Source organism: Peribacillus sp. S4 (assembly GCF_046715815.1).
GTDB classification, from domain to species: Bacteria; Bacillota; Bacilli; order Bacillales; family DSM-1321; genus Peribacillus; species Peribacillus frigoritolerans.
Genome location: NZ_CP175708.1, coordinates 1434315 through 1460823 on the forward strand (window position 1 = coordinate 1434315; position 26509 = coordinate 1460823).

Annotated in this window: 24 protein-coding genes and 1 pseudogene; 18 read left to right on the plus strand and 7 right to left on the minus strand. The window is 39.9% G+C overall.

The window, feature by feature from the left end:
- The first annotated feature begins 10 nt into the window (after nucleotides 1-10).
- The 5 genes from ACJ9PY_RS06930 (at nucleotide 11) to ACJ9PY_RS06950 (ending at nucleotide 4296) form a co-directional block, all read left to right on the plus strand.
- Nucleotides 11-910, plus strand: coding sequence for an ABC transporter permease (locus ACJ9PY_RS06930; protein ID WP_057279040.1), 900 nt, complete (start codon nucleotides 11-13; stop codon nucleotides 908-910).
- Between the two features lie 19 nt (nucleotides 911-929).
- The gene (opp4A, locus tag ACJ9PY_RS06935) at nucleotides 930-2693 is read left to right on the plus strand and encodes an oligopeptide ABC transporter substrate-binding protein (protein ID WP_098866665.1); all 1764 of its coding nucleotides are present in this window, start codon (nucleotides 930-932) and stop codon (nucleotides 2691-2693) included.
- A 105-nt stretch (nucleotides 2694-2798) separates the two neighbouring features.
- On the plus strand, nucleotides 2799-2987 hold the full coding sequence (locus ACJ9PY_RS06940; RefSeq protein WP_034314269.1) for a hypothetical protein: 189 nt from the start codon (nucleotides 2799-2801) through the stop codon (nucleotides 2985-2987).
- Between the two features lie 32 nt (nucleotides 2988-3019).
- Nucleotides 3020-3157: a hypothetical protein gene (locus tag ACJ9PY_RS06945; protein WP_411739694.1), complete on the plus strand. Its 138-nt coding sequence runs from the start codon at nucleotides 3020-3022 to the stop codon at nucleotides 3155-3157.
- Nucleotides 3158-3249: 92 nt separating this feature from the next.
- Nucleotides 3250-4296 carry a M42 family metallopeptidase gene (locus ACJ9PY_RS06950; protein ID WP_239860598.1) on the plus strand — a complete coding sequence of 349 codons (1047 nt, stop codon included), beginning with the start codon at nucleotides 3250-3252 and terminating at the stop codon, nucleotides 4294-4296.
- 150 nt (nucleotides 4297-4446) lie between these two features.
- On the opposite strand, the gene ACJ9PY_RS06955 is transcribed toward ACJ9PY_RS06950, so the two are convergent.
- Nucleotides 4447-4869, minus strand: a complete 423-nt coding sequence (locus ACJ9PY_RS06955; RefSeq protein WP_063576994.1) for a pyridoxamine 5'-phosphate oxidase family protein — start codon at nucleotides 4867-4869, stop codon at nucleotides 4447-4449.
- A 182-nt stretch (nucleotides 4870-5051) separates the two neighbouring features.
- Between ACJ9PY_RS06955 and ACJ9PY_RS06960 the strand changes: the two genes are divergently transcribed.
- Together ACJ9PY_RS06960 and cphA are read left to right on the plus strand one after the other, a co-directional pair.
- A complete protein-coding gene (locus ACJ9PY_RS06960; protein WP_053534232.1) occupies nucleotides 5052-5864 on the plus strand; it encodes a cyanophycinase in 813 nt (270 codons plus the stop codon).
- A complete protein-coding gene (cphA, locus tag ACJ9PY_RS06965; protein ID WP_411739695.1) occupies nucleotides 5861-8482 on the plus strand; it encodes a cyanophycin synthetase in 2622 nt (873 codons plus the stop codon). The genes ACJ9PY_RS06960 and cphA overlap by 4 nt, the downstream gene beginning before the upstream one ends.
- A gap of 84 nt (nucleotides 8483-8566) precedes the next feature.
- Here the strand turns inward: cphA and yidC are convergent, their stop codons facing one another.
- Both yidC and ACJ9PY_RS06975 read right to left on the minus strand, forming a co-directional pair.
- The gene (yidC, locus tag ACJ9PY_RS06970) at nucleotides 8567-9352 is read right to left on the minus strand and encodes a membrane protein insertase YidC (RefSeq protein ID WP_222620141.1); all 786 of its coding nucleotides are present in this window, start codon (nucleotides 9350-9352) and stop codon (nucleotides 8567-8569) included.
- A gap of 28 nt (nucleotides 9353-9380) precedes the next feature.
- A complete protein-coding gene (locus tag ACJ9PY_RS06975; RefSeq protein ID WP_034314256.1) occupies nucleotides 9381-9668 on the minus strand; it encodes a hypothetical protein in 288 nt (95 codons plus the stop codon).
- A 293-nt stretch (nucleotides 9669-9961) separates the two neighbouring features.
- Between ACJ9PY_RS06975 and ACJ9PY_RS06980 the strand changes: the two genes are divergently transcribed.
- Nucleotides 9962-10420, plus strand: coding sequence for a hypothetical protein (locus ACJ9PY_RS06980; protein WP_411739696.1), 459 nt, complete (start codon nucleotides 9962-9964; stop codon nucleotides 10418-10420).
- 350 nt (nucleotides 10421-10770) lie between these two features.
- On the opposite strand, the gene ACJ9PY_RS06985 is transcribed toward ACJ9PY_RS06980, so the two are convergent.
- The gene (locus ACJ9PY_RS06985) at nucleotides 10771-11592 is read right to left on the minus strand and encodes a glycerophosphodiester phosphodiesterase (protein ID WP_411739697.1); all 822 of its coding nucleotides are present in this window, start codon (nucleotides 11590-11592) and stop codon (nucleotides 10771-10773) included.
- A 177-nt stretch (nucleotides 11593-11769) separates the two neighbouring features.
- Here ACJ9PY_RS06985 and ACJ9PY_RS06990 point away from each other — a divergent pair, with 177 nt between their 5' ends.
- Entirely contained in the window at nucleotides 11770-13086 is a 1317-nt protein-coding gene (locus ACJ9PY_RS06990) for an MFS transporter (protein ID WP_411739698.1), read from the plus strand.
- Between the two features lie 53 nt (nucleotides 13087-13139).
- On the opposite strand, the gene ACJ9PY_RS06995 is transcribed toward ACJ9PY_RS06990, so the two are convergent.
- Nucleotides 13140-13556: an organic hydroperoxide resistance protein gene (locus tag ACJ9PY_RS06995; RefSeq protein WP_306804760.1), complete on the minus strand. Its 417-nt coding sequence runs from the start codon at nucleotides 13554-13556 to the stop codon at nucleotides 13140-13142.
- Between the two features lie 176 nt (nucleotides 13557-13732).
- On the opposite strand from ACJ9PY_RS06995, the gene ACJ9PY_RS07000 reads away from it, so the two are divergent.
- The 3 genes from ACJ9PY_RS07000 to ACJ9PY_RS07010 are packed head-to-tail and all read left to right on the plus strand — an operon-like array spanning nucleotide 13733 to nucleotide 16954.
- Nucleotides 13733-14116 carry a GntR family transcriptional regulator gene (locus tag ACJ9PY_RS07000; RefSeq protein ID WP_411739699.1) on the plus strand — a complete coding sequence of 128 codons (384 nt, stop codon included), beginning with the start codon at nucleotides 13733-13735 and terminating at the stop codon, nucleotides 14114-14116.
- Nucleotides 14113-15012 carry an ABC transporter ATP-binding protein gene (locus ACJ9PY_RS07005; RefSeq protein WP_268590532.1) on the plus strand — a complete coding sequence of 300 codons (900 nt, stop codon included), beginning with the start codon at nucleotides 14113-14115 and terminating at the stop codon, nucleotides 15010-15012. Before ACJ9PY_RS07000 ends, ACJ9PY_RS07005 begins: the two co-directional genes overlap by 4 nt.
- Nucleotides 14987-16954: a DUF6449 domain-containing protein gene (locus ACJ9PY_RS07010; RefSeq protein ID WP_411739700.1), complete on the plus strand. Its 1968-nt coding sequence runs from the start codon at nucleotides 14987-14989 to the stop codon at nucleotides 16952-16954. The genes ACJ9PY_RS07005 and ACJ9PY_RS07010 overlap by 26 nt, the downstream gene beginning before the upstream one ends.
- 98 nt (nucleotides 16955-17052) lie before the next feature.
- Here the strand turns inward: ACJ9PY_RS07010 and cspD are convergent, their stop codons facing one another.
- On the minus strand, nucleotides 17053-17256 hold the full coding sequence (gene cspD / locus ACJ9PY_RS07015) for a cold-shock protein CspD (protein ID WP_034314240.1): 204 nt from the start codon (nucleotides 17254-17256) through the stop codon (nucleotides 17053-17055).
- Nucleotides 17257-17697: 441 nt separating this feature from the next.
- On the opposite strand from cspD, the gene ACJ9PY_RS07020 reads away from it, so the two are divergent.
- Nucleotides 17698-17826 (plus strand): hypothetical protein, encoded by a 129-nt coding sequence (locus ACJ9PY_RS07020; protein WP_411739701.1) that lies wholly within the window; start codon nucleotides 17698-17700, stop codon nucleotides 17824-17826.
- Between the two features lie 323 nt (nucleotides 17827-18149).
- Nucleotides 18150-19724: a peptide chain release factor 3 gene (locus ACJ9PY_RS07025; RefSeq protein ID WP_034314233.1), complete on the plus strand. Its 1575-nt coding sequence runs from the start codon at nucleotides 18150-18152 to the stop codon at nucleotides 19722-19724.
- A gap of 150 nt (nucleotides 19725-19874) precedes the next feature.
- Here the strand turns inward: ACJ9PY_RS07025 and ACJ9PY_RS07030 are convergent.
- Nucleotides 19875-20042: pseudogene (locus ACJ9PY_RS07030) on the minus strand (transposase); the annotation flags it as partial.
- Nucleotides 20043-21062: 1020 nt separating this feature from the next.
- Here ACJ9PY_RS07030 and dcuS point away from each other — a divergent pair.
- The 4 genes from dcuS to ACJ9PY_RS07050 all read left to right on the plus strand — a co-directional run bounded on the left by dcuS (nucleotide 21063) and on the right by ACJ9PY_RS07050 (nucleotide 26420).
- A complete protein-coding gene (gene dcuS / locus ACJ9PY_RS07035) occupies nucleotides 21063-22658 on the plus strand; it encodes a DcuS/MalK family sensor histidine kinase (RefSeq protein WP_411739702.1) in 1596 nt (531 codons plus the stop codon).
- Between the two features lies 1 nt (nucleotide 22659).
- On the plus strand, nucleotides 22660-23367 hold the full coding sequence (locus tag ACJ9PY_RS07040) for a response regulator (RefSeq protein ID WP_034314228.1): 708 nt from the start codon (nucleotides 22660-22662) through the stop codon (nucleotides 23365-23367).
- Nucleotides 23368-23658: 291 nt separating this feature from the next.
- The gene (locus tag ACJ9PY_RS07045; protein WP_411739703.1) at nucleotides 23659-25353 is read left to right on the plus strand and encodes an NAD-dependent malic enzyme; all 1695 of its coding nucleotides are present in this window, start codon (nucleotides 23659-23661) and stop codon (nucleotides 25351-25353) included.
- A gap of 119 nt (nucleotides 25354-25472) precedes the next feature.
- The gene (locus ACJ9PY_RS07050) at nucleotides 25473-26420 is read left to right on the plus strand and encodes an AEC family transporter (RefSeq protein WP_034314223.1); all 948 of its coding nucleotides are present in this window, start codon (nucleotides 25473-25475) and stop codon (nucleotides 26418-26420) included.
- Nucleotides 26421-26509: the final 89 nt, after the last annotated feature.

Genomic DNA, 26509 nt, shown 5'->3' on the forward strand with positions numbered 1-26509 from the left:
TCGTATGGAAATGAAAGTGGAAACCGGTAAGAACATACAAGTTAATGATGTGAGCCCTTCAGGTATCAAGATCATCTGGCAGGAAATCAAGAAAGACAAGCTTGCCATGGGCTCATTGATTATATTAGCAGCCATATTGCTATTTGTTTACGGTGCGTCGTTTTTCATGGACGCCAAGGAAATAGCCAAGGTCGATTTTCTCTCCATTTATTTGGAACCATCCTCAGACTATTGGCTTGGAACCGATTATGGCGGCCGGGATGTATTCGGCCAACTGATAATCGGTACCAGAAATTCATTCACGATCAGTTTATTCATTACATTATTCACGGCTATCATCGGTTTATCATTAGGGCTTCTGGCGGGCTACTTCGGCGGGGCAACCGATAATGTGATCATGCGTGTCATCGATTTCGTGATTGCCCTGCCGCAATTGATGTTCATCATCGTTGTGGTCACGATTGTGCCGATCTTCAATGTATATGTTTTCATTTTAATCATGACGATGTTTTTATGGACAGGAAAGGCCCGGCTGATTCGTTCAAAGGCTTTGTCAGAGCGTGAGCTGGATTATATCCATGCCTCACAGACACTCGGGACGCCACATTGGAAAATCATCCTGTTTCAACTGCTGCCCAATGTCAGTTCACTGATCATCGTCAACTTCATTTTGAACCTTGCAGGCAATATTGGCTTAGAATCCAGTTTGACTTTCTTAGGGTTCGGCCTTCCGGAGAGCACCCCGAGTTTAGGGACGCTCATCAGTTATGCTCGAAATCCAGATGTTCTGGAAAACAAGTGGTGGATATGGGTACCCGCATCACTCATGATTTTAGTGTTGATGCTGAGTATAAATTTCGTTGGTCAGGCGTTAAAACGCGCAGCCGATGCAAGACAAAGAAGAGGATAATAAAAGGGGAGTGTATGATATGAAAATCAAAAGCTACAGTAAGGTATTAAGTGCATTGGCCATTTCGTCTCTACTGCTTGCTGCATGTTCGAATGATACGGAGAAATCGTCAACGAAAGAGAAAAAAGGGAAAGATGTAGAACAGGTCGATACCTCTAAATTCCCGACAAAGACGACAAATCAAGGAGAGCCGATTAAAGGCGGCCATTTGACATATGGTTTGGTATCAGATACCCCGTTTGAAGGGATATTAAACAAGGTTTTCTATCAAGGCGAACCCGATAACCAAGTTATCACATTCTTTGATGAGGATTTATTGGATACAGACGAAAACTATGTATATACGAATGAAGGTGCCGCTTCATATGAGATTTCAGACGATCATAAAACGGTTACGCTGACGATTAAGGATAATGTAAATTGGCAAGATGGAAAACCTGTGACAGGTGCTGATTTAGAATATGCATATCTTGTCATGGGAAGCAAAGATTACAAAGGTGTCCGCTATGATGAACAAATGGCTTTAATCGAGGGTATGGAAGAGTATCATGAAGGGAAAGCGGATAAGATTTCAGGCATTAAAGTCGACGGCAAAAAAATCATATTCACATTCAAAAAAGCGAATCCTTCCGTCACGACCGGATTATGGACATACCCGCTTCATAAAGAATACTTAAAAGATGTTCCGATTGCAGAGTTGGAATCTTCGGATAAAATCCGTAAAAATCCGATTGGGTTTGGACCATTCAAAGTGAAGAAAATCGTTCAAGGGGAAGCGGTGGAATTTGAAGCGAATAAAGATTATTACCGCGGTGCACCAAAATTGGACAGTATCACATTGAAAGTCGTGAATCCGTCTGTTGTCGTCAAGTCACTTGAAAATGGTGACCTCGATGTAGCGGAGGTCTTGGCTGAACAATATGATCAGGCCAAGGAATTGGATAATGTCGAATTATTGGGGAAAGTTGAATTGGCCTATTCCTATATTGGATTCAATTTCGGCTACTATGATAAAGAAAAAGAAGAAAATATTATGGATGAGAATCCGAAATTCGGGGACAAACGCCTTCGTCAGGCGATGGCATATGCCATCAATAATGAAGAAGTTGGCGAAAAGATGTACAAGGGCCTTCGCTTCCCTGCCAACTCTGTCATTACCCCGAACTTTAAATATAATAACAAAGATGTAAAACCATATGAATATAATCCTGAAAAGGCTAAGGAACTTTTGGATGAAGCAGGGTTTGTAGATACGAATAATGATGGCATTCGTGAAGATGCTGATGGAAAAGAGTTCAAAATCAACTTTGCTTCCATGAGCGGTTCCGATGTTTCTGAGCCACTGGCAAGATATTATATCCAGCAATGGGAACAAGTAGGGTTGGACGTCGAATTGCAGGATGGAAGGCTGCATGAGTTCAATTCATTCTACGACCTCCTGAAAAAGGATAATGACGAAGTTGATGTTTATTCAGCAGCATGGGGCGTCGCTTCAGATCCGGATCCATCAGGAATATGGTCCAGGTCTGCAGAATTTAACTATACCCGCTGGGTGAGTGAAAAAAATGATGAGCTTCTTGCTAAAGGGATTTCAGAGGAAGCCTTCGATGATCAATATCGAATCGATACGTATAATGAGTGGCAAGAATTGATTCATGAAGAGGTTCCGGTCATTCCGACATTATTCCGTTATCAATTGGCTGGAGTGAATGAACGCGTTACAGGTTACGATTATCTCGCAGGCCGTCAATATCAATGGCATAATGTTGGGGTAACGAAATAATTTAAGCTGACTATCGGCTGCCCTTATGGCGGTCGATTTTTTGCGTTTCAATGAAGTGGATAAAGGTTATATAGATAATAGTAAGTAATTGGAAGGGTGATATTGATGGAAGTGAGAAATCCTAATGAAACAAAGAGAGAGTTAGAAATATTGTTTACTGAATCGGTTGGCCGTTTACTGAAACCTCTCGAAGAGGAAATCATTGCAGACATTGTAGCCTATCCAGACGAAAAGAGAATTGCCTTCTTGGAATATATGAAGGAAATGTCCAACAAACAAAGACAATTGAAGTGAAGTTGAACTTTCATCATGAAGGAGGTTTTTTTATGAGAAACGAAGATATGGACAGATACAAGGTATGGCGCGATAAGTGGAAAAGAAGAGTGAATATGGATAATTTAGCGTTATATGGAATTGCAACATTAGCTATGGCCATCTTGCCTGTCATGGCTTTTATGAGGTAAATCTATTAAAGGGCCGCCTTTTGGCGGTCTTTTAATATGTTAAAAGTTGCCATGAAAAGATATAATGAACAAAGAGGAAAGGAGAGATATGCATGAGCGTGATCGAAGAAAAAGAAATCGTATCTTACATAAAAGAATTGGTGTCCATACCCAGCCCCTCCGGCTATACTGAACAAGCCATTAAATACGCGGCCGATTTCATGGAGCAGAGGAAGGTTTCATATAACATCACGAATAAAGGGGCATTGCTTGCTACATTAAAAGGCGAAGATGATAACAAACATCGCTTGCTGACTGCCCATGTCGATACATTGGGGGCCATGGTAAAGGAAATCAAAGCGAATGGCCGCCTTAAATTGACGATGATCGGCGGATTCCGCTGGAACTCGGTGGAAGGGGAATATTGTAAAATCCATACAGCTGACGGAGCCATTATCACCGGGACCATTTTAATCAACCAGACCTCTGTCCACGTATATAAAAATGCCGGCGATGCGAAGCGTGATGATGAGACAATAGAGGTCCGGATAGATGCTGTCGTGAAAACCAAAGCGGAAACCGAGGCCATTGGCATTTCTGTTGGAGATTTTGTCTCCTTTGAACCGAGAGTGGAAGTGACGGATACAGGCTTTTTGAAATCAAGGCATTTGGATGATAAAGCTAGCGTGGGCATCCTCCTACATATCATTGACCTCATTTCCACAGGAAAGATAAAATTGGCATATACGACCCATTTCCTGATTTCCAACAATGAAGAAATCGGCTATGGAGGAAATTCCAATATCCCTGAGAAAACAGTCGAATATCTTGCTGTCGATATGGGCGCGATCGGTGATGGACAAACGACGGATGAATTCAGCGTTTCCATTTGCGCAAAAGACTCCTCGGGTCCTTATCATTATAAACTGCGTCAGCATCTGGTCTCACTTGCCCAAGCAAATGCCGTGGACTACCGCGTCGATATTTATCCATTTTACGGATCGGACGCTTCCGCTGCCATCCGGGCAGGATATGATGTCGTCCATGGCCTGATCGGACCGGGAATCGATGCATCACATGCCTTCGAGCGGACACATGTCTCTTCATTAAAGCATACAGCCAATCTAATTTTGCATTATATCCAATCAGAGTTGGTATAATCGTGAGAAAAGCCCGCACTCCTATCATAGAAGTGCGGGCTTTTACTTGTTTTTTAGGATATTTCATTAAAGTCGTGAGTTTGGTGCGTAATACTCGTGAGTTTTGGTGTTTTACTGGTGAATGTCGCTCAAATACTCGTGAATGACAAATTATAATGATAATTCTTGTGGAGGTTCACCATTGTTGTTCATCAACCGTATGCTTTCCGGCTTAATTTGCAGAATTAAATAATTTGGATCTTTCGGACCTTCGAACCACATTTCAAAAGATTCATTCCATAATTTATCTTTCAGTTCCTGTGAATCGTTTATTTTCGAGGTACCTGAGATTTCCAGGTAAGAATCGCCCAATCCTTCATTATCATAGCCGATCAGGATATGAACATTAGGGTTCTTTTCAATTTCATCGATTTTTTCCGTCTTTCCGCTCGTTGGTGTGTATAAAGTTAATTCATCGTTAAAAAATGTCATATAGCGTGAATGTGGTTTGTTGTTTTCAACTGAAGATAAAACTCCTATTTTATGATCACGGATGATGTTCAATACTTTTTCTTTTATTTGGTTTTGGCTCATTTTTATACACTCCTTTTATTTTTTACTCTATTACTTTTCCTCTTTTTTCATTAAGTTAAACAAAATTATGCAGTTTGCATTTTTATGAATGAATAATGAAAGAAGTTGCCATACTAGTCATTATGTGTTCTGTTTAGAGCAATTTCATGATGTGAATCCATTTGTAAAGGTGAGTATGATGAATGAATTGTGGTGAATTACTTATCATTGGCGGGGCAGAGGATAAGTGCCTTGAAGGTGAAGTATTAAATAAATTTGTAGAGCTTGCAACCCATAGCGAAGGCGGAATAGGAATATTGCCTACAGCGAGTGAAATTCCTGAGGAAGTGAGTACAGAGTATATCAAGATTTTCAGGGATTTAGGTGTGGACAGGGTGGAAGTGATCAAGCTGGATTCAAGGCAGGATGCAGACGATCCGGCAATTTGTGAACAGCTTGCATCTTTTTCCGCCATCTTCATTTCAGGGGGAAACCAAAGCCGATTGTCTGAACTGATTGGAAAAACAAAGTTCCACGATGCCCTTTCTAAAGCCTGGCATGAAGGAATGGTGATAGCAGGGACAAGTGCTGGTGCTTCGATTTTAGGAAAGTATATGATCGTTGCTGCTGACACGATGCTGAATGACAATAAGTTAAAGGTTGAAATTGGCGTAGGTTTCGGCTTCCTGGACGGACTGATAATCGATCAACATTTTTCCCAGCGTGGCCGTTTTGATCGTCTGTTAAGTGCAATAGCAGGGAAAAAAGAAATTATGGGTATTGGCATTGATGAAAATACAGCAATTTTAGTTAAAGACGGTCATTTTGAAGTTGTCGGCCAACATCAAGTATTGGTTCTTGATGGCAGCACCAGTGATTATATCAATATCACATCTTCTGATAATGGCAGTGAAGAGTTGACTCTTTCGGGATTCAACCTTCATGCACTAACCAGGGGATACCGTTTTGACCTGCTTACAAGGAAATTGTTGATGAAAAAGGGGATCCAACAATGAAGATCAATCGAGTCCGTTATTTAAAAGGACCAAATTATTTTGCTTATACACCTACGATTTGCATTGAATTGGATATAGGGGAACTGGAACAGAAACCATCTGATTCAATACCTGGATTCAATGAAAAATTGTTAAAGGTGCTCCCGAACTTGGGAAGCCATACATGTTCAAAAGGGTATCGAGGCGGATTCGCCGAAAGGCTGAGAAAAGGAACATGGATGGGACATATATTGGAGCATATGACGATTGAGCTTCAAAACTTGGCCGGAATCGAAGCCATTCGGGGAAAAACGATAATGATGGAAAAGAAGGGTTTTTATTATGTTACCTTTGACTATCAGGAGCCTCACTCAGGTCTTCAAGCTTTTTTAGCAGCAAAAGATATCGCGGAGGCCATCCTGAATGGTGAAAAACTTATAAATGTACAATCTTATGTAAAACAAATAGAGCAGTTATATTATAAAAATAAACTGGGGCCAAGTACCGAAGCCATTTTTAAGGCAGCGCAAGCAAAAGATATCCCTGTCGAGCGAATGGGTGATGAAAGCTTACTGCGTTTAGGAACAGGTGCAAGGCAGAAGTATGTCCAGGCGACAATCTCTAGCCAGACTTCGAATATTGCGGTTGAGAATTCATGTGACAAAGCATTGACCAAATCCATTTTAAGAGGATGTGGCCTCCCTGTACCTGAAGGGGAAGTTGCCCATTCCATTGAAGATATCTTTGCCTCGGCGGACAGGCTGGGTTTTCCACTGGTCATAAAACCGTATAATGGGAGACAGGGTCAGGGTGTCATCACCCATATCAAAAATAAGGATGAGCTATTCAATGTGATCAATTGTTTGGAGTTGCATGTGGAGAAGTATATTATCGAACGGCATATTGAAGGACATGATTATCGGTTACTGATAGTTAATGGAGAACTTATCGCCGCCAGTTTGAGGCTTCCACCCTATGTTATTGGCAATGGCAAGGAAACGATACGCAGTTTGATAGAAAAGGAAAATTGTAATGATTTGCGGGGAGAAGGTCATGAAAAGCCGATGTCAAAAATCCCACTTACACATACCGTGACGTGTTACTTGGAAAAATCGAATCGGACGCTCGATACGATTCCGAATCAAGGTGAATTGGTTCAAGTTGTCGGCAATGCAAATCTTTCGACTGGCGGAAAGGCAATCGATGTAACGGACCAGGTTCATCCGACCATTAAGAATATGTCTGTTGCAGCTGCGAAAGCGATCGGTTTGGATATCGCCGGAATAGATTTTATTTGTGAGGATATATCAAAACCGATCGAACATTCAAAGACTGCAATTATTGAAGTGAATGCTGCACCGGGAATTCGAATGCATCATTATCCGAGTGAAGGGAAAAAAAGGGATGTAGGCAAAGCCATTGTCGATTATTTATTTCCGACCAGGGAAGAGGCGGCTATACCGATCATTGCAGTGACCGGAACAAATGGCAAGACGACAACAACCCGATTGATTCATTATTTTCTTACTAATGAAAAAACAAAAGTTGGGATGACAAATTCTGATGGAGTATATATCGGCGATGAGGTATTGGATCACGGTGACTGCAGTGGCCCTGTCAGTGCAAGAATGGTATTGGCCCATCCTGAAGTCGATATTGCCGTATTGGAAACGGCCCGGGGCGGGATTCTGCGTGAAGGTCTTGCTTTTCGTAAATGTGATGTGGGGATCATCACCAATGTAAGTGAGGATCACCTCGGCCGTGATGGAATCGATACATTGGATGATCTCATTAAATTAAAGAGGCTGGTAGCTGAAGTCGTAATGAAAACAGGCTATTGTGTACTGAATGCAGATGATCCGAATGTAGCTGCCATGAACGCTTATACAGATGGGGAGGTCATTTACACCTCTACAGATGCCACCCAGCCTCACGTGCAAGCTGCGATAGATAAGGGATGTAAAGTTTGGTACGTCAATGAAAACGGCGTCATTTGTCATTCAGCTGATGGAGTCATCCATCCATTTATGGATTGCACCATGGTTCCAATTACGATTTCCGGCATGGCACGTCATAATATCGCCAATTTACTTCAGGCGTTAGCCGCAGCCGAAACACAAGGCATTTCCATGGAAGAACTAAGAAGGAAGGCTGCCACATTTATGCCTGATACGAATTTGTCCAAAGGACGGTTCAATTTGAAAAAGTTGAAAGAGCGCACGATCATCATCGACTATGCTCATAATGAAGCGGGATTGAAGGCCATATTCGAAACGGTCAGTGCCTATAACAAAAATCATCTTATCACTGTTTTGGCAGGGCCGGGGGATCGTATTGATGAAGAACTTATCAGACTCTCCAAGGTAGCGGCCATTAATTCCGATCTGTTCATCATTAAAGAAGACGATGATTTGCGGGGGAGGGAGCCGTTAGAAGTAGCCGGGCTGCTTCAGGATGCTGCGGTAGAAGCTGGGTTACAAAAAGATCGGACATTCATCGAACCTAATGAATTGGACGCATTCATAAAAGCCTGGGAGAAATCACAACCGGGTGACCTATTATTGTTCTTTTACACGGATTTCGAATATGTAGAGAGATTTTTCGAAAAGGTTTCTACAAATCCGTTGCCGAAGAAATAAAACAAAGTGATCTCACCCAGGAAATCGCTTCACTTTCCAGCGTAAGTGGAAAATGAATGTAAGAAAAAAGCTAATCCAAATGGATTAGCTTTTTTTCATGACCGTTTCATTTGCAGCCGGGACAGCGGCATGGTCTTTTTTATATATTCGCTTAAGCACGATTGACTGAACAATCATGAATATACCTCCGATAGACCAATATAGTGGCAATGCAGCAGGAGCAGAGAAAGAAATGAATAAAATCATTGCTGGTGAGAGCAAGCTCATCATCTTCATTTGTTTCTGCTGTTCTTCCGGCATTTGTCTCACGGAAATGGCCGATTGGAAGTAATAAATGACACCAGCGATTATCGCCATGGCAATATTCGGCTGACCTAGGCTGTACCAAAGGAAACTATGGGTCGCAATTTCATGGGAACCTTGAATCGCATAATAAAAGCCCATTAGGATCGGCATTTGAATTAAGAGCGGCAGACAGCCCATGTTTAAAGGGTTGACTCCATGTTTTTGGTAAAGCTGCATCATTTCCTGCTGAAGGGCCTTTTGTTTAGCAGGATCTTTCGTCTCTTTGATTTTCTGCTGGATTGCTGTCATTTCCGGTTTCAGGCCATTCATCTTCGTCTTCATGCTAAGCTGTGTTTTGTATTGTTTGGCAGTCAGAGGTAGCAAAACAAGGCGAATCAAAAATGTCATCATGATGATGCTTAAACCATAGTTGCCATTAAATAAACCAGCATTGAATTCCAGCATTTTTGTCATGGGGTTAACCAATGCAGTATGAAATGGTCCGCTCGTTGCTGCTGAGCAACCAGTCAAAAGGGTCGTTGCCAAAAATAGGACGGCAATTAAAAACATGTTTTTCTTCTTCAATATAATTTCCTCCTCGAATTGTTAATGTTTAAACAACTAGAAGGAGGCTTGGCTCATCGGAATCATCTGGTGAATCTTTTTGCCGGATAAAGGTGAAAAAGCGCTGTGCACCGCGCCAGTCAAAGGTGCTGCCTGTATGAACAGGGGATTTACTTTTATCTGTATGAACGGAAGCTTGATATTTGTCATTCAAGAGCGATTGCTTTTTATTTAAGAAGTAAAACGCGGCCAGTGGAAAGACAAAGGTAAATAAGTAACCTGCCCATACCGCATGGCGAACGGTTTGATAATCGAATTCTAATAATAATTCCCACATAGGAATCCCTCGTTTTTTCTAAGATAAGAAAATTTGTCCAAAAATGATTTAGGGCCTGACATGACTTTTGACCACATTTAAATCATTACCAACACTATATCAATTCTAGGGCAAGAAAGCTAAAAAATATAGGGGTTTTTTCAAAAAATAAACAGGGAATATTTTCTGATGCATTAATTTCAAAAATAGATCAAATGGAAATCAAATTCGAGACTGTTCAGAGCAAAGGTTGCACAAATGGTCATTCGTCTACATACGGATAAATGGAGGTTCAAATTATGAGGTGAAATGGTATGAAACCATACGATTCATTCAATCAACAGAACGACCATAACGGTAATGAACGAAATGCACATCTCCGAAATAAGGGCAATCATTTCATGGCAGGGGCATATCCATTAGAGAATAAGATGATGGAAGTAAGGACTCCTCCTGTCCCGCCTGGTCCGTCCTATGGAGGGGGCCAGCCACCGCCTCGGCCGCCGCACGGAGGAGGACCGCCTCATATAGCTCCGCTATTATTCACTCCACAACTTCATGAAGGAATGTATAAGGCAATGGACACTGGGTCAATGAAAGGGTGCTTATACAAACATACGTATATTTGGCTTAAGAATGGGCGTTCATTTTGGTTTTACCCAACATATGTCGGATATAATTCAGTGGCAGGTTATCGTTGGAGACGAAGTCAACAGCGATGGGCCTATTATGGGACGGACGCGCATGAAATACAATACTTTCATTGTTATTAAAAAACAAAAAACAATCCGCATTTGCGGATTGTTCAGAATGTAGACAAACTCGATGAAAACCGAGTTTGTCTACATTTTTTTTTCTTGTACAAATTTGGACGTTGATTGGAACGTAGGGCACTCGCTTTCCGCGGTCGGTCCGGACTCGGCGCACTTGCGCCTGTGGGGTCTCCCTTGGACCCGCTATTCCCGCAGGAGTCTCGCACACCCGCTCCAATCAACTATGTTTTTGCCTACAGTCTTTTGTTCTTAACCTTTAATCAAAATTTCAAAGGGAATTTTAAAAGGGATTCGGAGTGGTCTCACCCTGAACCGTGTAAAGAACTAGTTATCACTTATCATTCAAAGTTTCAATCCAAAAAATAATCTGGAAAATCGGAAATGATCCCATCTACCTGCATCATTTTGAACATGTGTATTTGTTTTTTATTGTTGACGGTCCATGTAAATACTTTCATCCCGTGCTTTTGGATTCGCTTTTGCAGCTTCGTACTCAAAATCGTTTGTTTTGGATTCAAAAATGATGCGAACTCGGCAATCTCTTTTATTTTTTGGTCATTGATTCGCCGTTTTATCAAAACGCCCACTTGTATGTCCGGCATTAATTGATGAAACCTTTTCATGGATTCCATATCGAACGAATGAACCATTATCTTATTTTTACTTGTTGAACATTCTTGGAATTTACCTAATTCTTCGGCAAGTTTCTCTTCTATGCTGGGATAAGCAGAGGGATGTTTCAATTCGACTAAAATTCCGACCTCAGACCCGAAATTCTCCAATACCTCACTTAGTAAAGGTATCCTTTCATTTTTATAGCGAGAATGATACCAGCTTCCTGCATCCAGTTCCTTTAATTCGGCTGCCGTGTAATCACGGAGGTTCCCTTTGCCGTTTGTGGTTCGATCCAAGGTGGGATCATGATGAACCACAAGGACATCATCTTTACTGAGATGGATATCCACTTCCAGGAAATCAGCACCCAATTCAATGGCTTTTTTATAAGATGCCATTGTATTCTCGGGGCAATATCCAGATGCACCTCGATGTCCAATTTTAATGGGGGAATGCTGCTTTATTAAGCTTTCAGGGAAATCACTTTTTGATCTTTTAGCGTAGAGAGCGAACAGGACAAGCATGGTTATCACGATAATAAGAAAAAATGCGGTCATCTTTCACACTCCTATCAGGCACAATGATTAAAAATTAGCAGGACAGTCTCATTTCATAATATTACATGTTAGGCAGGAAAAAATCATGTTTTACACAATGTTATAATCCGACTTAAAGGATTTATTGGAAAGGTATGGAATACATATAATTTAAGTATCAATAAGGAGGGAAAGCAGATGGAATTGCAGGTGAAACCGAAGTCTAAAAAATGGAAGGGGAATTTTGGTTTATATTTTTCCCTTCCCATTCTCTCTTGGGCGTTTTACGATTTTGCCAATACGATATTTTCTTCTAATATTAATACGATTTTCTTTCCGTTCTTCCTCCAGGAACAGATTGGGGAAAATGCCGTTCTTGATCAGATTGCGAGTACCTTCATCTCCTACGCTAATGCGATTGCCAGTTTGTTTCTCGTTTTGTTTTCCCCGCTGTTCGGTGTCATGATCGATCGAACGGGAAAAATGAAAAAATACATTATGATTTTCACCCTCATTTCCGTCATATGTACATTTTTAATGGGGGTATTCGGGGGGACGCCGTTGGATGGAAAGATTCTGGGCATTCCCGTTTCCTTGGCGATCGTCATTCTTTTATTTGTGATAGCAAAGTTTTTCTATCATTCGAGTCTGGTTTTCTATGATACGATGATGAGTGATTTAGGCACGAAACAGCAATTGCCGCTAATATCAGGATTTGGCGTGGCGGTAGGCTACCTTGGAACGTTAGTGGGACTGTCAATCTATCCATTCATAAGTAAAGGGAGTTCACATGAAGCCTTCATACCCACGGCCATTTTATTTCTGGTTTTTTCCCTTCCCTTATTCTTTTTTTTAAAAGAGTCTCCAAAACAGCAAAAAGCGAAAGAACCTTTTTTATCAGGTTATAAGGAAATTAAATCAACATTTAAAGAGATGCGCTCCTACCGATCGGTTTTTACATTCATGATTGCTTATTTCTTTTTAAATGATGCAATTGCGACCACTATCGGCATGATGGCCGTATATGCCAAGACTGTTGTTGGATTTTCCTCCAGCGGATTCATTTTGCTATACCTGGTATCGACAGTATCGAGCATTGCCGGATCGTTTCTGTTTGGATACATCACGCAGTCGAAGGGACCGCGGCTGGCTGTGACGTATGTGGGGGTTCTGCTCTTGGTTGCTTTATTTATAGCGGTCTTCGCACAAACCGCCCTTTGGTTCTGGGTTGCAGGGAGTATGTTCGGAATTTCGCTAGGTTCGATGTGGGTGACATCACGGACCTATATCATTGAATTGACTCCGGATGAGAAGAGGGGGCAATTTTTTGGACTATTTGCATTCTCTGGAAAAGTCTCTTCAATAATCGGTCCGCTATTATATGGAACGATAACGTTGATATTCCATGACCTCGGTACATTGGCGAGCAGGATGGCACTAGGGTCTTTAATCATCATGGCGATAATAGGTCTTGGCTTTCTTTTGAAACTGAAGGGATTGGAAGAAGTGAAATAAGAAAAAGGGACTGGAGCCGGCCTTAATGCCGTATCCAGTCCCTTGCAAAAACTTTATACCAAAATCAAGGTGACATCGACGTTTCCGCGTGTTGCTTTTGAATAGGGGCAGGTCATGTGTGCTTTTTTGGCGAAGTCTTCGGCTTCTTCCCTGCTTAGGTCGGGAATCGAAACATCCAACCTTACAGCCAATTTAAAACCGCCGTCTTCCTCATCTTTACCGATCGTTACATTTGCCGTCACGGATGTATCGGCTTTTTTCTTTTCCTTTTGCAGAACAAGATTCAAGGCACTGTCAAAACATGCCGCGTAACCGGCTGCGAATAACTGTTCAGGGTTTGTGGCGCGCTCACCGGAACCACCTAATTCCTTCGGTGACCTCACATCGAAATCCAGAATCCCGTCCTCTGATTTAATATGTCCTTCACGACCACCGTGTACGGTAACTGTAGCTGTATATAATGGTTTCAATGAAAACAACTCCTTTATTCATTCTTACTATCATTACTTCCCTGCTGTAAGTCTTGTTAAACAAAATGAAAGCGAGTATTGTTTGAAAATGGTATTAAATTGGTTTTAAATTGGAAGATATTGTTTTATAATGTACTGTACTAGGAGATGTAATACACCCATTGCAAGGAGGGTTCATGATGATTGAGTTGGATGTTCAAAGTGGAAAGCCGGTATATGAGCAATTGATGGATAAGATAAAGGAACTAATGATCAATGAAGTTTTACAGGAACATAATCAGCTCCCATCCATCCGAATATTGGCTCAGGAGTTGACCATCAATCCAAATACGATCCAGAAAGCGTACAAGCAGCTTGAGTTTGACGGGTTTATATATACCTTACCAGGCAAAGGGAATTTCGTGGCACCTCCTAACTTCAAAAATTCATTGAAAGAAGAAGAGATCAGAAACGAGCTTTCAAAGGTACTCGCTGAAGCTCTGTATATCGGAATCGATAAACGTGAAATTTATAGAATAATAAAGGAAATCAGTCCATTGGCAAAGGGGGGGGATTCATGATTGAAATAAAACAGGTGAGTAAATTATATGAAGGAAAAGAAGCAATCAAAAACGTCACCTTGGTTATACCAAAAGGCTCCATATTCGGGTTATTAGGTTCAAATGGAGCGGGGAAAACGACTCTATTAAAAATGCTTTCAGGCAACCTGATACAGGATGCAGGTGAAGTTCTTATTGATGGATCATATGTGTTTGAAAACCGTGAAGTGAAAAATCGTTGTTTCTTCCTTCCTGACACGCCTTATTTCCTGGCTAACTATACGATCACGCAAATGGCAGGTTTTTATAGCCATATTTATAGCGAGTGGAATCATGAACGTTTCTATCAATTACAGGAAGTATTCCCGATACCCGTCCAAAATAAAATACATAAACTATCGAAGGGGATGCAGAGACAGGTTGCTTTTTGGCTAGCACTCTCGACGATGCCGGAAGTTCTAATATTGGATGAACCGTTTGATGGATTAGATCCGGTCATGCGAAAAAATGTGAGACAGTTGTTGATTCAGGATGTATCGGAAAGGAATATGACGATTTTACTATCGTCCCATAATCTCCGGGAAATTGAAGATTTAGCCGATCATGTAGGGATTTTGCATAAGGGTGAGCTTGTTATCCAAAAGGTTTTGAATGACTTGAAAGCTGATGTACATAAAGTGCAAATTGCCTTTAAGCACAAAATTCCCCATGGTTTATACCGCGGAATTCAAATCCTTAACAAGGAAAGACGCGGCAGCGTGATCGTTTGTATCGTTAAAGGTAGTGAAGCCATGATTAAATCGCATTTTAATCAGTTTCAGCCGGAAATATTAGATATTCTCCCCCTTACTCTTGAGGAGATATTCATTTATGAAATGGGGGATATCGGTTATGTCATCCAGAATAACCTGGTTTAATAGGGAACTGATTATCTATATTTTCAGAAGCACTGGCTGGGTTGGTTTCCTATATCTTGTAGGCCTCATATTTGCGCTGCCTCTGGAAATGTTAGCGATTATCTTGAATGGGAACAATGAATATGTGGAATTCGAAAACCTTTTTTCCTGTCAGCAGATGATACAGTTTGTCTTGGTCATCGTTATTCCAGTATTACTTGCCATCTTCCTTTTTCGGTTTTTACAAATGAAACAAGCCTCAGACTTCATTCATAGTTTACCGATTACGAGACGCAGCATCTACGTTCATATGATTGGAACGGGAATTGGTTTCATGGGTTTGCCGATTTTACTTACAGGTTCAATATTGATATTATTTCACTCGGCAATTGATATAGAACGGCTATATACCATGACGGATATATGGTCTTGGATGGGGACTACATTTATTTTGGAAGCTTTGATCTTTTCCGTTGCCGTTTTACTTGGAATGGTTACAGGATTATCAGCCTTTCAAGGAGTGCTGACCTATATTTTTCTTACTTTGCCGGTGGGGCTTTTTGTTTTGTTTGCAGCTAATGTGAAATTTTTGATAACAGGATTTTCTGCAGATTATTATCTAGGTGCCAATATAAATGGCATCTCCCCATTATTAGCAGCAACGGAGATGGAAAAAATCACTTTCTTCTCTATTAATACATTAATTTATAGTATATTAACCTCTCTTTTTCTAATTAGCTCTCTTTTTCTCTATGAGAGGAGAAAGCTGGAGCATGTGTCGCAGGCATTTGTTTACCCGAAGATTAAGCCAGTGTTTAAATTCGGCCTGACATTATGCATGATGCTGTTTACAGGGCTTTATTTTAGCGAAACGACAGGCGAACCTGGGTGGATTTTTTTTGGATATGCCGTCGGTTCTTTGCTTGGATATTATTTAGGGGAAATCGTCCTGCAAAAGACTTGGCGAATACGGGTCAACCTGAAAGGTTATGTAGCGTTTATAGTGGCTGTCATTGTGCTGGGACTCATTATAAAAATAGATCCCCTTCAGTATAAGACCAAGATTCCTGATGAAAAGATGATTAGACAAACTTATATTGGTGATTCTCCTATATTTTTTGAAGGCGATGACACGTCGAATAATGCTTCCAATTATCTTAAAGAGAAGGAAAATATTGAAGCGATCAGGTTATTGCATCGGGAAATCATCGATAAGGGTAAAAAGGTTTCCATTGGTGAATGGAATGATGGTCAATCCGTATTTCTGAAGTATAAACTCAAGAATGGAAAACGGTTAGCAAGAGAGTATCATTTGCAGAATTACGACTCATACATGCCACTGTTGGCGAAAATATATGAGTCGAATGAATATAAAAAAATGGTTAATCAGGTATTGAATGTTTCCGCTCAAGACGTTTCTAAAATCAAGATAACGGCGAGCGGCCAAGTGGACAAATCCATAACGATCACGGACCGTCAACAGCTGGAAGCTGCAGTGAAGGCATTGTCGGAGGACCTGAATAATCAATCGTTCGCACAAATGACTTCTTCTTTTGGTGATTATGCCTCCATAGAGATTCTTTTGAATAATAACAAAACCATTTATATGAATTGGGACTCTTCATATCCTCAGTTTTCAGAATGGATGGTAAGTACCGGACAATCGGAACAAGCGCGGTTAATGGCTGATGATATTTCTTATATCCTGGTTGCAAAGTCCGATTCGAAAATTTATCACACGAATTCTGAAAGTGAACTTGCACAGCAGATTGAACAACAGCCAAATCGCTTGAAAATTAAGACCGCTTCTGAAATCGAGACAGCGATTGATAATGCCCAAATTGATTGGAGCGGGGAGTATTCAGCTGCCTTTTATTATAAAGAAAGCAGAGATGTGGACATCAAGAGTTTTTCTGGCGAACATGTTCCCGATTTCATTTTGGATCATTTTAATGAAAAATAACGTGAATATTTCGCATGTTCATATAAAGGAAAGGATGCCGCCCGATATGGGCGGCATCCTTTTGCATTGCCTATCAATTATGTTTGTGTATCTATGCTTTAGAGTTTTACGACGTTTTTAGCTTGAGGTCCGCGGTTTCCTTCTTCGATCTCAAATTCAACTTCTTGACCTTCATCAAGGCTTTTGAAACCCTCTCCTTGAATGGCGGAAAAATGTACAAAAACATCATCCCCGTTTGGTACTTCGATGAAACCAAATCCTTTGTCACTATTGAACCATTTTACTTTACCTGTTACTGTCATTCGATGAATCCTCCTAAAAAGTTAAAAAATATTAATGGTGATGATTTTACCTAGAGGGAAAAATCAATTTCACACATTATCCAGCACCCTCATTCAAGTTAAAATTATCATACGACGATGCTTGATAATATGTGAAAGCCTACAGGAAAAATTACCACAATAACCTCTGGAGCAATTTCCAGTTTTTTAGTATATACCCACCTTTATAAAGGATAAAACAAATGGAAGTAATTTATACATTCCCATTTGGGGAAAATAATATTAGACAGGTTTTATATGGGGAAATATAACGATATTGTCGCGCGAGATTTTCCTTGATTGAAATTTGACTTGGGATTCCATGTCAAATATGAAATGGCTTTATGGTGAAAACAGGAAAACAAGTTGGCATTAAAGTTTTCTGCGAAAATAATCGGGTATAGGATAAGAAAGAAAGGACTGATGAAAAATGAAGAAATTATTAAAAAGAGCTCTCATTTTTGCTGCTCCAATCATATTCAAGGAAGTAAAAAAACGCTGGAAGAACAAGCGGAATCAAAAACCGTTAAAAACTGCAAGGTAAATAAATAAACCATGAATAAATGAACGGTAATCATATGGATCAAGATAAGGGGCGCTGATTAAGCGTCCTTTGTTTTGCATCTGAATAAATCCCCTATTGGGTGTTTCATTCACCTCTACATCTTTCCTTCATATCGTGTTAAAATAGAAAGGTTGATTGAAATGAATGCTGAGTAGCCAATGCTTAAGCCTTATGATATATTTCTTCTTACATATATTGTGTATGATCAGGATTTTTGCATACAAAGAAAGGTTGCCATTCCAATGTAAAAAATACAGTAAACCTCCTATAAATTTTTTATTGATAACTCCAATAATGAAAGGAACATATTATGACTAATTTAAAAGACGAGGTCCAATCCCGACGGACCTTCGCAATCATCTCTCACCCCGATGCCGGGAAAACGACTTTGACAGAAAAATTACTGCTGTTTGGCGGCGCGATCCGCGATGCCGGAACAGTTAAAGCTAGAAAAACAGGGAAGTATGCAACCAGTGACTGGATGGAAATTGAAAAGCAACGGGGAATTTCCGTTACATCCTCAGTCATGCAATTCGATTATGATGACTTCCGTGTCAATATTCTCGATACACCGGGCCACCAAGATTTCAGTGAAGACACATATCGTACACTGATGGCTGTTGATAGCGCCGTGATGATCATCGACTCGGCAAAAGGTATCGAGGATCAAACGGTTAAATTATTCAAAGTATGCCGGATGAGGGGTATACCGATTTTCACTTTTATCAATAAAATGGACCGACAAGGTAAAACGCCGCTAGAATTGCTTGCCGAACTTGAAGAGGTATTAGGAATAGAAACATATCCAATGAACTGGCCGATCGGGATGGGAAAAGACTTCGTGGGCATTTACGACAGGTTCAACAATCGGATTGAACAGTTCAAAACTGAAGGGGAAGAGCGTTTCCTTCCGTTGAATGAAGATGGTGAACTCGAAGTGGATCATAAACTTAAGGATTCCCAGCTATATGAGCAAACTTTGGAAGAAATCATGCTGTTGACGGAAGCGGGTAACCAATTCTCTGAAGAAAACATTGCGAATGGAAAACTTAGTCCTGTATTTTTCGGAAGTGCTTTAACGACATTCGGTGTTCAGACATTTTTGGATGCTTATCTGAAGTTTGCACCAGCTCCACAAGCACGGATGACAACATCAGGTGAAATGGATCCTGTCAGCAATGATTTTTCCGGTTTCATTTTCAAGATCCAGGCGAACATGAACCCAAAACACCGTGACCGAATCGCCTTCCTTCGCATTTGCTCCGGTAAATTCGAACGTGGAATGAGCGTCAACTTGAGCAGGACAGGGAAACCGATCAACCTTTCTTCCTCTACCCAATTCATGGCTGATGATCGAAACACTGTAAATGAAGCGGTAAGCGGAGATATCATCGGTTTATATGATACTGGTAATTATCAAATTGGCGATACGATTACCACAAGCAAAGACATGTTTCAGTTTGAAAGGCTGCCTCAGTTTACGCCGGAACTATTCATGAGGGTAACAGCTAAAAACGTCATGAAACAGAAACATTTCCATAAGGGTATTAACCAACTTGTACAAGAAGGGGCAATTCAGCTCTTCAAAACGGTTAGGATGGAAGAATATCTGCTTGGTGCGGTTGGGCAGCTTCAATTTGAAGTATTCGAGCATCGAATGAGGAACGAGTACAATGTTGAAGTCGTGATGGAGCGCATGGGCAGCAAGATTACACGCTGGGCTGAAGATGAAAAGCTTGATGAAAATCTTCATAGCTCAAGAAGCATCCTTGTTAAGGACCGGTTTGATAAATATGCATTCTTATTTGAAAATGAGTTTGCACTTCGTTGGTTCCAAGATAAAAATCCTGACGTGGAATTATATAATCCAATGGATTTGAAATAAAGAAGAAAGCCCGTGTTTTATACACGGGCTTTCAGTTTATAGACAAAAGGGGTTCGGAATTAAAAAATTCTGAACCCCTTTTGAAATTCCCTTTGAATTTTCGCCTAAAGTTAAGAGATTGCGGCTCTACGAGCTCACATGTTAGGCCATTTATGGACCTCGCCATGTCCAATTGGCCATCTTCTTTAAATTAATGGCAGCGAAAGTAAGCATCGCCTGCATTGACAATTTTTTATGTCCCCTTAAAGTAGTCCAACGCATACCATGCTTTTCTTTTGCATCTTCGAATACACGCTCAATCGTTTCTTTACGCTTTGATACTTCTATTTTAAGACAAAAATGACTCTAGGCAAAAGTGTTCTGTCTAAAAGGTAAGACAAAGTTGATTGGAGCGGGTGTTCGAGACTCCTGCGGGAAAAGCGCGTCTAGGGGAGACCCCGCAGGCGAAAGCCGAGGAGGCTCCCCGACCGCCCGCGGAAAGCGAGTGCCTGTAGTGGAAATCAACGTCCAAATTGTACAGGCCATAAAAATAGACAAACTCGATTTTCATCGAGTTTGTCTACAGTCTGAAAGCCCGTGTTTTATACACGGGCTTTTTACTTTATCTGGGGCATTGTTTAAATATCGAAAGGGTTTTTTGATAATACCTTAAACATGTTTCCATACTAGGGAAAATGACGACCCTTAATGGTCAAAAAGTCTAGATAGGGTAGAAGATTCTTGAGTACTCTCTTTATTACTTTGTTGATTTTGAAATCTGTTGAAAATGCGTGTATTTTAATCATTCCTCCTGTTTTAAACATGTCGATTTTAGATATACGGAAACATGGAGATAGAAGATGGTATACAGCTGTATTTTTGAAAATTAAATAGTAACTAATTGGAAAGGTTAAATAAGAAACTCATAGTAACTTCGAGCATTGTAAGAATTGCTGGGATATTCCGCTAAATTCTTATGAACCGCATAATACTAATAGAAAACTTGTGGATTTAACCTTGGTGCAGGAGGAGAATGGGCAAAAATTACTTTTATTGAACTATCGAGGTAAGTTGGGGTCAACCGCAATATTTTCCAAATAATAAAACAGACTATACCTTCGTAGGCTTGGATATAAATTAATTATTCCCCTTTAATGTCTGAAATCAGTGTTTTTAAGGATACCATTAGCAAATGGTTAGGTTATATATATCTTCTCTTAATTGATTTAAATCACTTGGCTACCTTTTTGAACTTGATACAGTACCGAATAATTGTATGATGTAAGCAAAATGAACATACTTAGCATAAAAGTATCCCTTAAAGTTAATAGAGTTTTTAGACCAAAGAGGTGTGTAGAAGTGAAGAAAGGTAAATGGAGTCTACAGTTTACTATTATGATACTGGTGTGTGGGGTGGTAGCCCTCTCATTATTCATTACAGATATTCTCATTAGCCAAACAGTTGCAGATACTATAGAAAAGAGCCAGACTGAAAAAGCAGTAAACGTGGCACGCATGGCAGCACAAACCCCGCTTGTAATCGAAGCGTTAAGTGGAAGTGAAAACAATCAGGAAGTTCAGCAATTTACCAATAGGATTAAAAAATCGACAGATGTAGAATTTGTAGTAATAATCGATAATAATGGAATCCGGAAAACTCACCCCGATCCAAGTAAAATAGGAAAAAAATTTGTTGGAGGGGATGAGAAAGATGTATTACGAGGTAGAGAGCACATCTCTATCTCCAAAGGAACTTTAGGCAGGTCTTTGCGTTCTTTCACCCCTGTTTATGATTCAGAGGATAATCAAATTGGAGCCGTGGTGGTCGGTATTTCCCTTCAAAAAGTTAATGATGCTGTTTTAAAAAGCCGTTTTAATATTTATGTAGGAACCGTTTTTGGAATATTGACCGGAATTGCCGGCGCAATACTTTTTGCAAGGTATATTAAGAAAATATTATTTGGGCTGGAACCTTTTGCTATTGCGAAGGTTCTAAAAGAGCGAAATGCCATTTTACAATCAGTTCGAGAGGGAATCATAGCGGTAGATCAGAGTTCAACCATTACTCTCGTAAACAAAGCAGCTTTAAAGATATTTAAGAAAGCGGGCATTAATGAAAATCCAACGGGTAAAAAGGTAACTAGTTATATGCCTGACTCAAACCTGGATAGAATCCTGGAGACCGGAATAGTCGAATTAGATAAAGAGCAGGATTTAAAAGATAGTGTCTTACTAGTAAATAGGGTACCGGTATTTGTGAAGGATGAAATCGTAGGGGCCGTGGCTACATTTCGTGATAAAACAGAAATACATCTGCTGGCGGAACAGCTGACTGGAGTCCGCTTATATGCTGAATCGTTAAGGGCCCAGTCGCACGAATTCATGAACAAACTTCATGTAATACTTGGTATGGTGCATATGCATTATTATGATCAGCTTGCAGCATATATTAGTGATCTTGTTGACCACAGAGAAAACGAGATTGGCTTTATTACCAAAACCGTTAAAGATCCAGTACTAGCCGGTTTTTTAATTGGAAAACTAAGTTATGCAAGGGAAGCAGGTGCTAAGCTGGCATTATCCTCTGACTTTCAATTGCCCGAACCAGAAAATGCAGCTATTACTCATGAGCTAATTACGATAATAGGAAATTTGATTGACAATGCTATAGAAGCAGTAGAAAAAAGGCCCGTTAAACGAATTGAATTAAAGTTTGATTATGCAGATGATATTTTAACTATTGAAGTTCATGATACTGGACAGGGAATATCTGATGCCAATCTTAATCATATCCTTCAAAAAGGATATACAACAAAAGGAGAGGACAGGGGGATTGGTTTATATTTAGTTAAGGCAAGCCTGGATAAGCTAGGAGGAGATCTCAATATTAGTTCAAAAGAAGGTCAAGAAACAACGTTTGTGGTTTATATACCATACAAAGCAAGGATGATGTAGGATGATTAAGGTAATGATCGTAGAAGATGACCCGATGGTTGCAGAGTTCAATAAGCGCTATTTGAATCAAGTCGATGGCTACGAATTAGCTGCTGTCTGTTCCTCAGTGGATCAAGCTCTGAATGTATTGGAAGTTCAAAGAATAGGGTTAGTTCTATTAGACATTTTCATGCCTGGGAAAAATGGACTCGATTTACTCTCGCAAATTCGAGAAAGTGAAAAAGAGATAGATGTTATTGTCATTTCTGCTGCGTCGGACATTGAGAGGATTCAGAAAGCATTAAGACTAGGTGCTGTTGATTATTTAATTAAGCCGTTTGAATTTGACCGTTTTAACGCGGCCTTATCAGCGTATCGGAACAAATCAGATTTTATTCAAGATAAAAATATGCTAAATCAAGAAGAATTGGATTATCGAATTTTGCATCAAGAAGAAATTCATTTACCAGAGGAATTACCGAAAGGATTAGCACAAGATACCTTAAAGATTATATGGAATGTGATACAGGTATTTAAAAATTCTCCCTTTTCAACAGAGGAAGTCGTAAATGTGGCGGGTATATCCAGGGTATCAGTAAGGAAATATTTAAAATTCATGAAGGATATCGGTGTCCTTGATGTTAAGGTAATCTATGGAACGGTAGGCCGACCAGTCTCCCAACACAAATTTAATGATGAAAAGAGCCATATTATTCAACGTTATCTGTAAGCAGCCAAAGTGCTGCTTACTTTTTTTAATTACATAATACTAAAATTAGTTAAATAAGCTAGTGTCCTCCGTAAATGACTACTAAGATATAGACTGGCGATTGAGTTATTTATAAATTTTTAACAAGATTGAACAAATACGCAGTAATGAGGAAATATTATTTTTGTGCTGTATATTTATTTTCCTTTTTACAGTTTTCTTTTAGTAATTACACTTCCCCAGGGAAGAATATACTCTATTGCCTGGTAATGATCATTTTTAAATATACATTTTTAGGAAGAGGGAACGTCTATGACAGCTTATGAAAAGACAAAAACGGGTTTGGATACAACTTTAAGAGGAAAAGGTGTTCTGTCAAACCCATTTATTAATAAAGGGGTCGCTTTCACTAAGGAAGAAAGAAAGGAGCTAGGATTGGTAGGCTTGCTACCATCCCAGGTGCTTACTCTTGAGGAACAAGTAAAAAGAGCTTATGAACAATTCTCCACTCAACCGAGCAATATTCGGAAGAATGGAATGTTATATGATTTATTTAATAGGAATGTGGTCCTGTTTTACCGTCTACTTAAAGACCATCTAAGTGAAATACTGCCGATCATTTACACACCTACTGTAGGAGAGGCTATTCAACAGTACTCCCAGGAATATCACCGTCCAGGAGGTCTTTACCTATCTATTGATAATATGGAGGGAATGGAAGATGCATTTAATAACCTGGACCTTTCATCTGATGATATCGATTTAATAGTTGTTACAGATTCTGAAAGTATTCTTGGAATCGGTGATCAGGGAGTTGGTGGAATTAACATAGCCATTGGCAAATTGGCAGTCTACACAGCAGCTGCGGGAATTGATCCAAGCAGGGTGCTACCTATTGTCCTGGATGTTGGGACAGACAATGAAAGCCTGATTAGTGATCCACTGTATATTGGTAACAGGTTTGGGCGTGTTCGCGGTGATGAATACACCGAATTCATTGATTTATTTGTTAAAATGTCTCAAGCCTTCTTCCCAAGGGCATTACTTCACTGGGAAGACTTGGGAAATATAAATGCACGAAATATAATCGATAATTATGGCGAGAAAATTCTCACTTTTAATGATGATATACAAGGTACAGGTGCAGTAACACTAGCCGCCGTAATGTCTGCCTTACAAGTAACTGGTGTTCCTTTAAAGGAACAAAGGGTGGTTGTTTTTGGTCCAGGTGCAGCAGGAATCGGTAATGCTGATCAAATGGTTGAAGCCATGATCCTAGATGGCGTTTCCAGAGAAGAGGCATATGGTAACTTTTGGGCCGTCGATTATCGTGGATTGTTGATAGATGACATTCCAGATGTTTTGAAATTCCAAAAGTCGTATTGCCGGAAAGCTGAGGAAGTCGAGGACTGGGAGCGGAATGAAGTCGGAATTATTCCATTATTAGAGGTAATAAAAAAGGTTAAACCAACCATCTTAATCGGCACTTCTGGTCAAACAGGGGCTTTCTCAGAAGAAGTTGTAAAAGAAATGGCAAAGCACGTGGAACATCCTATAATTATGCCGATGTCAAATCCGACTTCCTTAGCGGAAGCTGTTCCTGAAGACCTGATAAAGTGGACTCAAGGTAAAGCCTTAATAGCGACAGGAAGCCCGTTTGATGATGTTGACTTTAATGATGTGATTTATTCAATCGGACAATCTAATAATGCATATATTTTCCCAGGACTTGGACTTGGTGCAATTGTCGCAGAAGCAACAAAAGTCTCTAAGGGAATGCTTGCAGCAGCCTCATCTGCTGTTTCAAGATTATCGGATAGCAGTAAGCCTGGTGCTTCTTTACTCCCTTCAATCAAACAATTGCAAGAGGTTTCTAAATCTGTAGCCATTGAAGTGGCAAAGACTGCCATTGAAGAAGGCATTGCGAAAGCGGATATAACAGATATTGAAAAAGCAATAACAGAATCCATGTGGAAGCCGGAGTACAAAACTATTCGTGGGAAATAAATCCAGATCATTTTGTTGTCTCAAAAGAAAGGGGATCCGTTTTAGGGAAATCTCCGTATAAGTCAGTCATAGTAATCTTTTAAATCGGACAATTTTTTGGAAAGAGAAGTGCATCTCGAGTGAATATTGGGAATATATTTTTAACATTAATACCAATCTTTTTTACAATTATTATTGGTTATTTGGGTGGGTATTTTAAAGTTTTTAATTCAGAATCATCCAAAGGGCTTAACACGTTAGTTACAAAATTTGCATTACCTGCACACTTATTCATTGGGATCACAACAACCTCAAAACAAACCTTAATTAATCAATGGTCATTTTTCTTAACTATGACCATAGGTGTTATTGGCTTTTACATTATCCTTTTAATAGTGGCTCGTTTGGTGTTTAAATTCGATTTAACTAAAGCATCTATGTTTTCATTAAACGCAACTCAGCCAGCCTTTGCATTTATGGGGATATCTGTATTAGGCAGCTTGTTTGGGGCGCAAGAGATAGCTATACCTATTGCGATTACCGGTATTGTGGTGAATGCCCTTCTGGATCCATTAGCAACAATAGTTGGTACGGTCGGACAATCCGGATTGGGTAAATCTAAAGATGAAAAAACAAACATTCTGGGTATCGTTTTGCATGGTCTTAGCGAACCGCTTGCATGTATTCCATTACTTGCTGTTGTATTAACACTATTAGGGTTCCAGGCACCGGATATCATAAAAAATGCGCTCGATCAAATTGGGTCAGTGACATCTGGGGTTGCATTATTTGCTGTTGGTGTAACCGTGGGTATCCGTAAGATTAGCTTACGACCAATTGCTTTTGGTATTTCCATTTTAAAAGTTGTGGCTATTCCATTATATATGATTCTGGTTGCTCATCTAATTGGCCTTGATCATGCAGATACAATTAAAGCCATTTTGCTAGTATCATTTCCGGGATCTGCTGTAGCGGCAATGATTTCAACTAGATTTGATTCGTTATCAACTGAAACAGCATCTTCATTTGTAATTAGTACCATTCTTTCTTTAATTACATTACCTATCTATATATCCTTGTTAATGTAGCCTTCTAAGTATCCATCCTTCTTGGATGGATACTTTTCAACGGAAGTTTGTGAAATACTTAACAAACTTATTGTATAACATTAACCTTT